The following is a 14,850-nucleotide window of genomic DNA, read 5'->3' on the forward strand; positions in this document are numbered from 1 at the left end:
GTTATTCCTATGTTTATAGTGACCAGGCTTTACCCTGTGTTAATTCTTCTAAGGAGTCGCATCCTACTTGTCCTCCTGGTACAGGAGCATACGCTAATACATTTTCACCAATTTCTTGACTTGCTTTAAATCCCCAGATAGACATGTCTCTTACTGAAGATAAATAAGAAAAAATACGAGCATCTTTAGAGACTTTTTCTAAGTCTTCTGGTGTTTTTATTTCCCATATTTCTTTTTGATAAGCTTCTTGTTGTTCTTTAGAAGATCTAAGGTATTTGTTTAAAATAGCATCATATTCTTCGATTTTCACTTTTTTAACAGGCTTATCTTCATTAATACCTAAAGCTTCTGTTAGTAATGTTGCATTTTTTTTGAATCGTTCACTATCTTTTTGTTTAGGGACATTATTAATAAACTTGTCTATAAACATAGGAACATTAAGAGATTTAGCTCCTGGAATATCTGTTTCGGGAATGATTAGATCAACAATTTGATCTAATATTTTGGCTTCGTTTTCTGAAAGTAATTCAGGTGTCCAATTTAACTTAATTTCACTGGTACAACTTTGTAAAATACTTAACAATGTTGGAGTAGCCGCAATGTATCCTGCAGATAGTCCAATATTTTTTAAGGCTTGTCTTCTATTCATAATCATAAAGAATTAAGCGTTTTTTTTAATTTGTTGTGCTGCATGGTTCGCAGCTCTTGCACTAAAAGCCATATATCCTAATGAAGGATTTACACAGCTTGCAGAGGTCATAAAAGCGCCATCGGTAACATAAATATTTGGGACAGCATGGATTTGATTATGTTTATTAAGTACAGAAGTTTTAGGATCTCTACCCATTCTGGCCGTACCCATTTCGTGGATTCCTAATCCTGGTGCACCGATAACATCCCAAGGTTCTACATCAGTAAAACCAGCTTTTGTTAGCATTTCCATTGCTTGCGATACCATATCTTTGCGCATTTCGAGTTCATTTTCTTTAAACTCAGCATCAAATGTAATGGTTGGCAGCCCCCATTCATCTAATTTGTCATAATCCAAAGTCATTTTATTTTCATGATAGGGTAGGCATTCTCCAAAGCCCATTAATCCAATTCTCCATTTACCGGGTTTTAGTATATTTTCTTTAAGCTCCGTACCATAACCTAATTCGGCAATTGTTTCTCTCCAATCACTTCTACTGGCACCTCCTTGATATCCATAACCACGTTTAAATGTTTTTTGATCAGTATCTCCGCCAAGGTTTCTGAAACGAGGAATATAGATTCCGTTGGGTCTTCGACCTTTGTAGTATTTATCTTCAAAACCATTGTAAGTGCCAAAAGCACCGGCAGTAAAGTGATGATCCATGATATTGTGGCCTAGTTCTCCAGAATCATTTCCTAATCCATTAGGAAACCTTTCTGATTTTGATTGCATTAGAATACTAGCCGAAGCAATTGCTGAAGCGCATAAAAAAATCACTTTAGCAGTATATTCCATAGTTTCTTTAGTCTCAGCATCTATAACTTTAACGCCAGTAGCTTTACCAGTCTTGTCATCATACATAACTTGATGTACAATCGAGTTTGGACGCAATGTCATATTACCAGTTCTTTCTGCGGCAGGTAGCGTCGAAGAGTTACTACTAAAATACGCACCAAAGGGACAACCACGCATACAACGATTTCGATATTGGCAATTCATACGCCCCTCAAAAGTTTTAGTACCTGTAATATGAGCCGTTCTTCCAATAGTTAATAATCTATCGTCGTAATTTTCTGAAATATTAGATTTTAAATGATCTTCAACACAATTTAACTCCATAGGAGGAAGAAATTTACCATCTGGTAACTGATCTAGTCCTAGTTTCTCGCCACTTACTCCAATAAATTCTTCAACTTTATCATACCAGGGAGCAATGTCTTTGTAGCGTACAGGCCAATCTACAGCAATTCCTTCTTTTTTATTGGCTTCAAAATCAAAATCACATAAGCGATAACTTTGTCGCCCCCACATTAATGATCTTCCACCTACATGATATCCGCGAATCCAGTCAAAACGTTTTGTTTCATTGTATGGGTGTTTAAGATCATTTACAAAAAAATGGCGATGTTCTTTTGCAGTAACATAACCGGTTCGATGTTGTTTTTCTTGCTGGGCAACATCCTCTCTAGTGGGTCTACCTTTAAAATCTGAATCCCATGGGTCATCATTCATAGTAGTATAATCATCGATATGGCGTACCATACGCCCTCGTTCCAAGACTAATGTTTTTAGTCCTTGTTCACAGAGTTCTTTGGCGGCCCAGCCACCACTAATTCCCGTTCCTACAACTATTGCATCATATTGTGGTTCATTTTTCATATAAAACTGACTATTTTTAAGCGATTATTCTAAAGTTCTAAACCATTCTGCCATAGCTCGAGCTTCATTTTCGGGGATATTTTGATTGATCATGATCGTTTTATTGTATTCTTCGAACAAAGCTTTGGCTACTGGATCTTTTTTTAACATTTCATCAGGATTCATTATCATATTCATAACCCACTCTGGACTACGTTTCTTATAAATTCCAATCATAGGTGGACCAATGAATTTTTTATCAACTTTATGACAAGCAACACATTTAGATTTAAAAAGTTGTTCTCCTGTGTTGGCGAGAGCTTGATCTATTTGATTCGAAAAAGTTATTGATTTTATAGGTCCAATCCCTTTATTATCTAACATAACTGGTACTTCAGAATTTTCTGTAGTTTGGACACTCTTTTTATCTTTTTTTGTGCCAATGGTAATAGATTCTTTATTGGCTTTTTTTTCTTTTGAACAGCTTGCAAGTATGAAGCAAGCAAAACAACTAATAATTAGTATTGATGATTTGATGTGTTTATTCATTTTTATGATGGTGTAAATCGTGACGATGATCAAATAACTATTCTATAAAATTATAGAAATTCAGTATTAAATATAGTGATATCACTTACGTTTTAACATTATAATTAACGATTTTATGACGTTGTACATATTTTGTTATGTTTTGATTTTTGTAAGAACCTACTTTAATTTCAGTATTAAAAGGTTATACATGTGAAAATAGAGTAATTTGTATTTCTCAAATCTATTGTTAAGATTTTATATTCTTTTTAACTTATTATGCTATTTTTTGCATTAAATTGTCATTAAGTTGTTTTTAGACAGATAATTTAAAGTATGCAAAAAGCTTCATTTGAAAAAGTAATATCTCAATCTGGTTCATCTTTTAAAGCGTTTTATTTTAAACCTCCTTATATGCCTTACGGGGGGAGATGGCATTTTCATCCAGAGTTTGAAATTGTATATGTACCAACTGGTAAAGGAAAACGATTTATTGGTACTAGAATCAGTCAATTTAATGATGGAGATTTAGTTTTGTTAGGTCCTAACATACCACATAATTGTTTTAATGTAGGTTTTGAATCTGAGAATTATGAGGAGTACGTAATTCAGTTTAAGGGTGAAGATATTATTGAGGCTAGTAAATATTTTGTAGAATTTGAAGGAGTGGATAGACTTTTAACTATGGCAAGTGCAGGTTTAAGTGTTAAAGGAGTTGATAAACACTTAGTGGGAGAAGAAATAAAACAAATGATAGGATTACCCCCTCTAGAAAGACTATTTAAACTTTTTAAAGTTTTACAATTATTTACTAAGGTTTCTTGTCAAAGTTTAGACGCCCGACAATATCTATCACTATCTGTTGTAAATATTGGTAGAATAAGAGAAGTTTATGAAATTATTCAAGACAGATATCATGCTAGTATATCGACAAGAGAAGTAGCTCAAAAAATTGGTATGACAGAAAGTTCTTTTTGCCGTTTTTTTGTAAAAAGCACGGGGAAAACATTCAAGCAAGTACTAACAGAAATTAGAATACAAAATGCATGTAACCTATTAGTCAATACTGATGCTACAATAACAACAATAGCTTTTGATTGTGGTTTTAATAGTGTTTCACTTTTTAATCGACTTTTTAAAAGAAATATTGACGAAACTCCTAATCGATATCGTCAAAAATATATGGATCATGTTCAGGTTTCTTTACCTGCGAAAATTGCTTAGGATTTAATTCAGAAAACAAGGTTTATTCGATAATCGAGATTTAAATGCTCCGAGGCTTGCCCCGAAATCAAAATTATTTTCAAACCGATGCCCCGCGGTAGTTTACTAAATTCCAAATTTCTCTTTTTGAGAACTGTGTAATGGTTCAATTTTACTGCTTTTTAAAAAACTAGATATCGATATAGGTGCAGACCATATATGAATATTACCATTCCAAGAACCTGTTATGATAGTATTTCCATCTGGAGAGAAATTTACAGCATCAATACCATAGATAGAGTCTTTAAAAATGTGTATAATATTACCAGATAAATCCCAAAGACGTACAGTTTTGTCTAATGATCCGGTAAGTATCATAGTGCCATCTGGAGAAAATGCTATAGAAGTAATTCCTTCAGAATGACCTTTAAATTCCTGAATAAGTTGTCCTTTTAGATTCCATAAACGAGCAGTATTATCTAAAGAACCCGTTACAATTGTTTTTCCATTAGGAGAAAACGCACCAGAATAGATACTTTTTGAGTGTCCTTTAAATTTTTGGATGATATTTCCTTGTACATCCCATAATATAGCTGTCTTGTCATCTGATCCTGTAAGTATTGTATTTCCATTTGGAGAAAAAATAGCATATGAGACTCCTTTAATATGTCCTTTAAATTCTTGAATAAGGTTTCCTTTTAAATCCCATAGTCGTGCGGTTTTGTCCTGAGAACTTGTAAGTGTTTTTTGACCATCTGGAGAAAATGAAGTACTAAATATATTACCGTTATGTCCTATGAATTTTTGTAAAATAGTTCCTCTTAGATCAATCAAAAAGGCAGTGTCATCTGCAGATCCGGTTAGTATAGTTTTTCCATTTGGAGAGAAAGAAACTGTAAAAACAGCTTCATCATGCGCTTTAAATTCTTGTATAAAACTTCCTTCTTTGTCCCATAGGCGTATTTTTTTATCTGCAGAACCTGTAACTATTTTACTTCCGTCAGTAGAAAACGAAACGGATTGCACGACATAATTGTGCGCTTTGAATTTTTTAATTAATTTTCCTTTTAACTCCCATAACCGAACAGTTTTATCAAGAGAACTTGTTACTACAGTTTTATCATCAGGTGAAAAGTTTGCCGAAAAAATAAGATCAGAATGTCCTTTAAGGTGATAAAGAGATTTTCCTTTTAGATTCCAGATACGAGCAGTTGAATCCATAGAAGTGGTCAGGATAATGTTTCCATCATTAGAAAAGGAAACAGAAGTAATGGTTTTAGAATGCCCCTTAAACTGCTGAATAAGTTTCCCATTTAAACTCCATAAACGTGCTGTATTATCTCCTGATCCAGTAAGAATCGTTTGGCCATCGGGAGAAAAGACAACCGAAGTTACATCACTAGTATGCCCTATAAATTCTTTAATAAGATTTCCTTTTAAATCCCATAGCCGGGCTACTTTATCACCACAACCCGTAAGTATCGTATTTCCTTCTGGAGAGAAAACCGCAGAAGAAAGATATTGGGGATGGTCTTCGAATTCTTTTAGGAGATTACCTTTGATATCCCATAACCGAACAGTTTTATCCCAAGAACCAGTAATTACTTTATTTCCATCTGGCGAAAAAGAAATTGAGATTATTCTTGCTGTATGCCCTATAAATTTTTGAATGATATTTCCTTTGAGATCCCATAAAATAGCTGTTTCATCTTCTGATCCAGTCATAAAAGTTTTTCCATCGGGGGAAAATTTGATAGCAGAAACAACATCAGAGTGTCCTTTGAATTCTTTAATAAGATTTCCTTTTAAATCCCACAGTTTTATGATACTATTTTCAGAACCTGTAATAATAGTTTTTCCATCTGGTGAAAATACAGCACTGTAGATCCCTTTTTCAAATTTTCCAATGTTCTTATAAAAGACATTTTCCTTATAAATCTTGATCCTATCGGTATTAATTTCTTGGTTAAAAGGTAATTTATCTAGGGCCGCATCTGCCAATTGTAAACCTAATGTAGGGTTATAGAGGCTTTGTTTATTTGCTTCCATGATAAGATAATTACCTAATGCACGATTGCGTTCTGTTATTGCAATACTTTTTTGTTTTAAAGCATTATCTCTTTCTATCTGGGCAGTATCTTTTTGTAGTTTTGCAAGAGTAGCGTTATACTCGGCTTCTTTTCTAGCTTTTATAGCATTATCTCTTTGTTTTGAAGCTTCAAGAGCAGTACTATCGGCTTTTAATCTATTTATTTCTGCTTTTTTAGCGTTGTTAATGGCTGCTTCTGCATTTTTTGTTGCACGTAATCCTAGTGAAATCGATAAAATTGCAAGTATTAATAATACACTTATAGCACCATTTCTAATCCAGATCATTTTACGATGTGCTAACACAGCAGCACTTGCCATATCTTTAGGTTCTTTTTTGTGCAAGTGTGCAGCAATTTTAAGAACTTCTTTTTTGAAAATAGGATTGTTCAAAGATAAATCTTCATGTGTCTTAGATGTTCGTAAATCTATAAAAAATGGTTCTTGAGAAAATGCTCTATCTAGAGCATCAGGAAGTGAGTTGTTTTTTGGATCTGAAAAAGTATGGTTCTCATCGTCCCAAAAAATATCTCCCTCTGTTAAAACAATTAATAAGGTGTCTAGTGATTTATGAGCTAACCAATAGTCTACCTCTTTGTTAACCCATTTTGAGTTCTCAGATAGAGGAGAAGCCATATATATAAGAAACTCAGATTTATCTAATGCTTTTTGAATATTTGACCACAAATGGGGAGAAACTGATAAACTAGTCGTATCTCTAAATATATTTAGGTTTCTAACTTTATACCATGGCTTTGCAAATTTTTCTAGAGCAGTTTGAAGAGCAGGAGCCAACATGCCATCAGCAGCATGAGAGTACGAAATAAAAGCGTTATACATTGATAAGGTTTTAAGCTTGCTATCTTTTCAGCAACGATATATAAAAACAATTTAGATGAGTAACATTACCCATAAAAATTTGTTTTTTTAACATTGCAATTTAACTATTTCATATTTTTTTAAGAATATGCCGGAGCAAAGAAAAAAATAAATACTAATTTGTTTATTTTGAAGTTGTTAGATGGTGTTGTAATTAAAATTAATATTATACGACTATTAAAAGAGGTACGAGTTTTTATACCGATTTAATGGTTTTTTATGATTTAAAATTATAGAAATCATAATTAAGAACACTAAATTTGTAGGCTTTTAAGAAAAATTGTTTGTGATACAGGATATTATAATTGCTATTTTATGGAGTTTATCTCCTTTTGGAGAGGCTAAAGTTGGAATACCATATGGAATGTTTAATGGAGTAAACATCTATTTGGTATTTGCGGTATGTTTTTTAGCCAACGTTCTTGTTTTTCCTATCATGATATTTTTCTTAGAAAGAGTGAATAATTATTTACTAAGATGGAATTTTTACAAAAAAGCGGCAATTTTTGTGGCTAGACGAGCAAAAGGAGGATCCGGAGAGAAAATTCAAAAATATGGTTTTTGGGGTCTTTTATTGTTTGTAATGATTCCCCTTCCTGGAACTGGAGTTTATGCAGGTAGTATAGCAACGTACTTATTTAAAATAAAAAAGAGAAAAGCCTTTGTAGCAAATAGCGTAGGCATATTTTTCTCATCAGTAATTGTTTGGGTTACTACTTTAATAACGATGCAAGGTATTTCTTAAATAGCCTTTTGATAACGTATTGTTTTCTTCAAAATTGATGGTATGATCTTATACCAACTTAATAGAGCGAAATTGTTTTTTTACTTCTTGACTGCATTCTACATATATTAGAATAATTAAAAGTTTGTTAAGAACAGGATATACATAGATTGATTTAGTACTTTAGGTTAAATCATAAATGCTAATATTGTGAGATTCTGTATTTTTTTAGTCATTATAACTTCAACTTTTTTTGTTTCTGTTGCACAGGAAAAGCCTACAGATTTTTTATCTAAAGAGTTTCATAAAGGTAGAAGAGATGCAGTCAGAAAACTAATGCCAGCAAATAGTATTGCAGTTTTCTTTACAAATCCAGTAAGAAATAGAGCTAATGATGTAGATTATGTGTATCATCAAGATCCTGATTTTTATTACCTGACTGGTTACCAAGAACCTAATGCTGTTCTTTTGATTTTTTCTGAAAATCGAACAGATAGTGATAATGAAACTTACAACGAAATAATTTTTGTTAGAGAAAAGAATGCCCGTGAAGAAATGTGGAATGGGAAAAGACTTGGTATCTCAGGAGTAAAAAATAAACTAGGCTTTAAGCAAGTTTTTAGTACTGCTGATTTCTTTAATTTCGAAATTAATTTTGACGTTTTTGAGTATGTAATGGTATATGATTTTAAGAATGATTATAGAGACTCAAGAAGTAATAAAGAGGATTTGTTTAATCTAGTAAAGTTCTTTAAAACAAAAGTAAATTATCCCGCCGATTATGACCCTGTAAAGCAACAAGTTTATACAAGAATAATGGCAACCGAAATTGAAAATAGTGCTAATGTTGCCCAAAGTTTAGGTAGAGTACTTAATTTTTATGAAGATTTAAAATCGGATGAATTGATTAGTGGATTTATTAATGCTAAAGATGATGCTATTCGAAAGGAATTAAAGGAGAAAATGATATTAAAAGTTGCTGAAAACAAATTGAATTCTAGTCTGTTGGAAGAGATTATGAATACATTAAGAGAAACAAAAACTAAAGAAGAATTAGTATTGTTAAAAAAGGCTGTAGAAATCTCTGCAGTAGGACAACTTGAAGTCATGAAAGCAATGAAACCAGATATTTCTGAAACCGAGATACAGGGCATACATGAGTTTGTGTATAAAAAGTATGGAGCAGAATATGAAGGATATCCGTCTATAGTAGGAGCAGGAAATAATGGTTGTATCTTACATTATATAGAAAATAATAAACCAAAAGTCGGAGAGAGGGAGCTAGTTTTGATGGATTTAGGGGCAGAATATCACGGTTATACTGCAGATGTAACAAGAACAATACCCGTTAGCGGAAAGTTTACTAGAGAACAGAAACTTATATATGATTTGGTATATGAAGCCCAAGAAGCAGGTATAAAAGCGGCAGTAGTTGGAGCTCCTTATAGCGCTTCAGAAAAAGCGGCTAGAAAGGTCATTAATAAGGGTTTAATTACATTAGGTATTGTAAAAGAAGAAGAAGAAGAGGCTAGAATGTATTTTCCGCATGGTACTTCTCATTATTTAGGCTTGGATGTTCATGATAAGGGTACATATGGCAACTTTAAAGAGAACACTGTAATTACTGTCGAACCGGGGATTTACATTCCCGAAGGAAGTAATTGTGATAAAAAATGGTGGACTATAGGTGTACGAATCGAAGACGATATTTTAATAACGAAAAATGGCCCGATAAATCTATCCGAAATGGCACCAAGAAAATCTGAAGATGTTGAAGCAGCTATGAAACAAAAAAGTGTATTAGATGATTTTAAGCTGCCAGTATTGGATTAGTTTTATTTTAAAAAGTTAATGATTTATAGTTGATTAAGCCGCATTGTCTTTTTTGTTGGATAAACTTTTTGCCCAAGATATGGCCTCAGACAAAGAACTAAAACTTTGTAGTTTATTACGCATAAAAAGCTTTTCAAGTAATGAGTTTAACATCCCTTTCTGATTATAACTTACAATGCCATATCCCTTTAGCAAATACCTATTTTTGTAGAATTTTAGCCAATCACTAGGCACCACAGAATAAGGATTAATACGATTCGTAATATATACTAAACCTTGCCCATTTTGATCATAAAGTTCACTTAATTCTTCAACTAGTATCTTTGCATGATCTTCCCAAGTAAAAACAACATCTTTATTTACTTCTCCGATTACATAGGTATCAAATAAATAAAAGTCACCAAAGGAGTAATTAATCTCCTGTATTGCATCCTGATAAAAAGAAGAATTTTTCACACTTTCCATGCTCAAAAATAACATAATTATGATTTTATTGAGTGAAAAGTGCTTTAATTTTAGTTAAAGTGTCGATGAAAAGTTATAAAATAGGGGTAAGGTGTTTTTTGAAATATTTAAAATATGAATTCACAATCATAAAAATTTACAAGGGCAGATTGATTAATTCAAACCAACCTGCCCTTGTAATTTATTTCCTTTTACTACAATGGTGTTTTCTATTTCTTAACAAAAATCATAGATTCATTTAATTTATAACCTCGAATAATCAAAATATACACCCCAGATGGTATATCATTAATATTCATGGTTTGTATAGTAGTATTTTTAGAAATAAAAGATTTAACTTTTTTTCCCTGTAAATCTTTTATTTCTAAAGTATGGGTTGAAATTGGCAAACCTGTTATGTTTAGTATATCATTTACGGGGTTTGGAAACAAATTAATATTACTAGAAGCATCAATATCATCTTTATTGGTTATGTACGTAATAGCCAAATGTGGTTTTGATATAGTTCCATTTTCTTTAGAAGCAAAAGCGAAATCATTGCCAGACAAGGTCTCTAAAATAATGGATATTTTATTTCCTGATATATGAGCACTATTTAAAGGTATTTTTTTAGTATCCCCTATAGAGAAACTATCATTAAGACTTCCTAACTGAATTCCTTTGACTGGCTTATTGGTGTTGGACAAGTTATTTTCTGTCCAATTTATTGTATTTCCTTTATTGATTGTAAGATTTCCGTTTCCTGAATCACCATACACATTGAATATAAGATCGGCCTTAGTGATAGTCCCATTAATAGAGGATAGATCAAACATCAAATATCCGATACGTCTTCCGTTTTCTAAACGTATCATAGTGTTATTAAATCGTGCATTATTATCCAGATAAGCATCATGTACAGGAGAAAGGGTTATTGTTTTTTCGATGTGCACAGGTTGAGCTATTTGTACTCTATCGATATTAAAAAGGTAACCTGTTCCTCCTGTGTATACTAATCGTAATGTCTGAACACCTTTGGCAAGTGATATAGAAGTTGTATAGGATTGATAAGAGTGCCAATTGTCATTGTTGGGAATTTCTAAAGATCCTTTTAACGAATCGTTAGAATAGATTTTTATACTACCGCCATTACTGAAACTTGAAGCAAATACTGTAAGATCATAAGTTCCTGACTCCACAACATTAACCTGATAGTTGGTATAGTCGCTGTTACGAATAAATCCAAGATTTTGCCCACCACCAGGTGTGTTTTCTATTTGTAAGTTTCCGGAGATATTAGTAAAAGCTTCGGCTTCAAAATTTCCTGGTATTGTGACTACATTTGCAAGATCATTTACCGTAATCGTTTTTGTTTTGGTAATAGTTTTATTATTGGGTGTCGTTGCTACAGCTTTTAGTTCATATGTTCCAGCTGCAAGATCTAATAACATATGATCTTGTTGTGTCACATTTGCTATACCCCACTCATAAGGAGCGGCTCCTTCTTGTCTAACTAACACATTGTTTATATACAGTTTAATATTAGAAACACGTCCGCTGTTCACAGAAATTACCACACCTAAATCATCACCTTCGTCTAATTGGCTATTAGTTGGACTGGTGAATACAATTTCTGGGGTAAGATCACAAGGAGTATCTGAGGCATTAGGACCTTGAATATAATCAATAAATGTATGTCTGGATGCTGATGTATCTGGTGGAAAATCTAATCGAATTTTAGTAATTGTTTTTCCCATCCAAGTATCAAGATTACTCATATCAAAAACAAGTTCTTCAAATATATTCGTGGTTTTAGGAGTTACGGTTACAGAGCGAGTTGCTGTAAATCCTGTTTGATCCGTAGTTGCCCAGAATAACTGGAAAGCACCAGCAGCTTCGGATTTTGCCCTAATCTTTATTTTTGGTACTTGACTACCGCTAAATTTTAATCCACTTTTTACGATATAAGGATCATTAGAGTTATCCACTCTGACTAACCAATACACATTACTGCTTACATTACTAGCAGAAAAATTAACTTTTTGAAACCCTTCATCCGTTTGATTAAATGCAAAGTTTAAATCAGAGGCATTATTTGGATTTCCGCAAGTTTCTGTTTCGACGATGTCAGGTCTTCCATCACCATCACTATCAGTAGCGGTAATCCCATCAAGATCATTTTTTGTACATGGAAGAGTGGCCGGCTGAAAATTTCCATTATGATCCCAATTTAAAGTAACATTAACTCTGGTGTCACCTCCAACAGCCCTGAACTTAACATAAACATCCCCATTGTTGGCTATAAAATATCCATTATTTGTTGCGTTTTCAACTGCTGCAATAGAATTTAATCGCGGAGATCCATTGACTCTAAAATTTCCTAATTTTCCTAAACCTTTGAAGCATGCCAATCCTAAATCTCCGGCATCCCCTCTATTCCAGATAAGCAATATGCTTTTATTCGCAGGAGCACTATCAAAATAATAGGTATACATAAAATTCTTATTTACAATTTGCGGAAATTTATAAGTGCCAGATGATTTATCTCCTGACTCATAAAAACAAACATCATCTGTACCTGATTTTGAACGAACTACTGATATTCGGCTCCCACTTGCATTTATTCTAGCCATCCATAAGGATGCAAAGTAATAATCTGATCGAGCTGCATTTCTCCAAGAGGGATGTCTATACTCATGTCCATCTCTAAGAAAGGCTACATCTCTAATAAGTGTACCTGGTTTCCCTAAAAAAGTTCCATCATAATCTTTGAAAAATTGACCTATTTTTCTCGTTCGCGTAGCATCTGTGTTAGGCAAAGGGAAAAATCTAAATGGGAAAGGTTCAGAAAATCCTTTGGTAGTTCCACGAAATGTAGGATTGAAATTCTCTGTGGCACCTCCGCCAGTAAGTTGTTTAATCATTTCTGCATTAGAACGATTCCATCCTTCAAAATGGCAATCGATATGTCTACCTGGACCGTCGTAAAACCTAAAGAATTCACGTACACCATTAAAAACACCTAAGTCTGTATCCACATTAAAAAGACTATTTTCTATGGTGAGATCACCAGCTAGCATAGAGATAGTTTTATTATCACTAAAGGCACAATTATAGAAAACTGTATTTTTATTCTGCCCATTTACTCCGAGTCCAGAATAAATTGCCTGATCGTTTCCATAAAATAATCCGTTTTCAATTAATTGTCGAGCGCTTATGTCCCAACCAAAATTAGCCTTTATCGAGTGATCATCATTTAATTGATCAAATACATCAAAACCAGTCATGCATGTATGCGCAACAAATCCTTTGAACTTTCCTAACTTTTCTTTCCAAGGAAGTGGATTGCCTTTATAATAATCAAGTTTTCCAGTGTCGAATAAAGCTCCGTTTGCAGGAAATGCAAACCAAAATCCAGTTCCTTCTGTACCTGCTGCGATATTATTCTCAAAGTAGTTATTAGGATTGGTGATCCAGTACGACGAAGGTGTTCTATTTTGTGGAGCGTTAAATTGATTATCAGAAGGGGTTAACTCTTCTCCTGATTTTGGTCGCCTTGTTACAAATACCACATTATTTCTGAGAGTATTAAATCGTTCACCCCCATCTTCAAAAAAGATCCCATGCCCGATATGGTCATAAGCAAATACCCCATCTACTGTTACATAATCTGTACCATGAATCGTTACGGCACGGTTAAAGGATTTATGTACACTACTGTTTCTTAAGTAACTTCCTTTTGCTTTATCTTCGTTTAGATGCCAATGAAACGGATACCTGCCTAAAATTCCTTTCTGTCCCATTTTGTAGAGTTCTACGTGTTCTACATGAGCAGCAGAATTCTTCATGAGCATAATGTGACCTCCAAATCCAGTTTGTTCATTGTTTCCATCCATTTTACCTTGAATCTTGATATAATGTGATAACAAACCTACTTCTCCATAAATATCTACATTCCAGGTCTTTCCATCTTGAACTCTTGTATATGTTTTAGATCCACCGATATGCTTAAATTTTAGCGGAGATTTTAATGTAAGAGTTCTTCTGTCATCACTAACGGCAGTAACCTCAGCTTCGTCCACATTGTTCCAAGTTTTGGTTGATGAGCTAGCCAAACCCGTAGCGGTAAGCGCAATTTTATCTCCTACTTCCCAATCAATAGCTTCTTTTAAGGTAATTTTAGTAGCTCCTGGATTGGCAGTAGTACTAAGATTGGTCCAACTCTTTCTTTTTTTTCCGTGTAGTTCCAAACGGCCTCCACCCATAACCATGATAGCTTTATAAGATGCAGGGGAATTGTTTATTTTATTACCTGTAAGTGTTATTTGACATCTAACACCATTCGCACTTTTATCTGCGTAATAAGGCTGGTTTTCGGTTCCTATTTCTAGTAAACCTCCATTGGCTACCATAATACTTTGAGCTTGTAATTCGATCCAGGCACCTTGAGATTGATAATTAACAGCACTTAGTGTTCCTTGTACGGTGATGTTCTTTGCTCTACAGGCACCTACCATCTTTAGATCAATTCCTGATGGAATAATGATATCATCATTTGTAGTTGGTTTTATACCATTAGGCCAGATAGATGCGTCTGTCCACAAACCAGAAGTAACTGGTCTAATCGTAGCCATGTTAGCTGAAGACGCACAATCGTATGAGGAAGAGACTATAGTGGTTGATGTTGTTAGATTAATAGCAAAAAGCTTACTGATAAAGAGCATTAAAAACAATATTAATGTTGCCGTAACAAGACTGTTGTGTTTTGTTAGTTGTTTAAACTTTTTTATAGTTATAGGTATTTCTTTCATAATTGAAT

At 33.5% G+C, this 14,850-nt stretch carries 9 protein-coding genes; 3 read left to right on the top strand and 6 right to left on the bottom strand.

The features are described from left to right. Positions 1 to 13 precede the first annotated feature (13 nt). Genes D1816_RS00750 through D1816_RS00760 form a run of 3 tightly spaced genes read right to left on the bottom strand, consistent with a single transcriptional unit; the run spans position 14 to position 2,881 of the window. The gene (locus D1816_RS00750) at positions 14 to 649 is read right to left on the bottom strand and encodes a gluconate 2-dehydrogenase subunit 3 family protein (RefSeq protein WP_158597740.1); all 636 of its coding nucleotides are present in this window, start codon (positions 647 to 649) and stop codon (positions 14 to 16) included. Between the two features lie 12 nt (positions 650 to 661). Next, a complete protein-coding gene (locus D1816_RS00755; RefSeq protein ID WP_118500819.1) occupies positions 662 to 2,353 on the bottom strand; it encodes a GMC oxidoreductase in 1,692 nt (563 codons plus the stop codon). Between the two features lie 24 nt (positions 2,354 to 2,377). Next, positions 2,378 to 2,881, bottom strand: a complete 504-nt coding sequence (locus D1816_RS00760; protein WP_099098770.1) for a c-type cytochrome — start codon at positions 2,879 to 2,881, stop codon at positions 2,378 to 2,380. 315 nt (positions 2,882 to 3,196) lie between these two features. Here D1816_RS00760 and D1816_RS00765 point away from each other — a divergent pair, with 315 nt between their 5' ends. Then, positions 3,197 to 4,084 (top strand): AraC family transcriptional regulator, encoded by an 888-nt coding sequence (locus D1816_RS00765; protein ID WP_066311033.1) that lies wholly within the window; start codon positions 3,197 to 3,199, stop codon positions 4,082 to 4,084. A 105-nt stretch (positions 4,085 to 4,189) separates the two neighbouring features. Here D1816_RS00765 and D1816_RS00770 read toward each other — a convergent pair whose 3' ends face one another. Beyond that, positions 4,190 to 6,991 (bottom strand): TIR domain-containing protein, encoded by a 2,802-nt coding sequence (locus D1816_RS00770; protein WP_118500820.1) that lies wholly within the window; start codon positions 6,989 to 6,991, stop codon positions 4,190 to 4,192. 325 nt (positions 6,992 to 7,316) lie between these two features. Here D1816_RS00770 and D1816_RS00775 point away from each other — a divergent pair, with 325 nt between their 5' ends. Then, entirely contained in the window at positions 7,317 to 7,775 is a 459-nt protein-coding gene (locus D1816_RS00775; RefSeq protein ID WP_066311027.1) for a small multi-drug export protein, read from the top strand. Positions 7,776 to 7,964: 189 nt separating this feature from the next. Further along, positions 7,965 to 9,587 carry an aminopeptidase P family protein gene (locus tag D1816_RS00780; protein ID WP_233565258.1) on the top strand — a complete coding sequence of 541 codons (1,623 nt, stop codon included), beginning with the start codon at positions 7,965 to 7,967 and terminating at the stop codon, positions 9,585 to 9,587. A gap of 33 nt (positions 9,588 to 9,620) precedes the next feature. Here the strand turns inward: D1816_RS00780 and D1816_RS00785 are convergent, their stop codons facing one another. Further along, positions 9,621 to 10,067, bottom strand: coding sequence for a hypothetical protein (locus tag D1816_RS00785; protein WP_232517349.1), 447 nt, complete (start codon positions 10,065 to 10,067; stop codon positions 9,621 to 9,623). A 194-nt stretch (positions 10,068 to 10,261) separates the two neighbouring features. Beyond that, a complete protein-coding gene (locus D1816_RS00790) occupies positions 10,262 to 14,842 on the bottom strand; it encodes a carbohydrate-binding protein (RefSeq protein ID WP_118500822.1) in 4,581 nt (1,526 codons plus the stop codon). Positions 14,843 to 14,850 lie beyond the last annotated feature (8 nt).

Source organism: Aquimarina sp. AD10, from assembly GCF_003443715.1.
Taxonomy (GTDB): Bacteria; Bacteroidota; Bacteroidia; order Flavobacteriales; family Flavobacteriaceae; genus Aquimarina; species Aquimarina aggregata.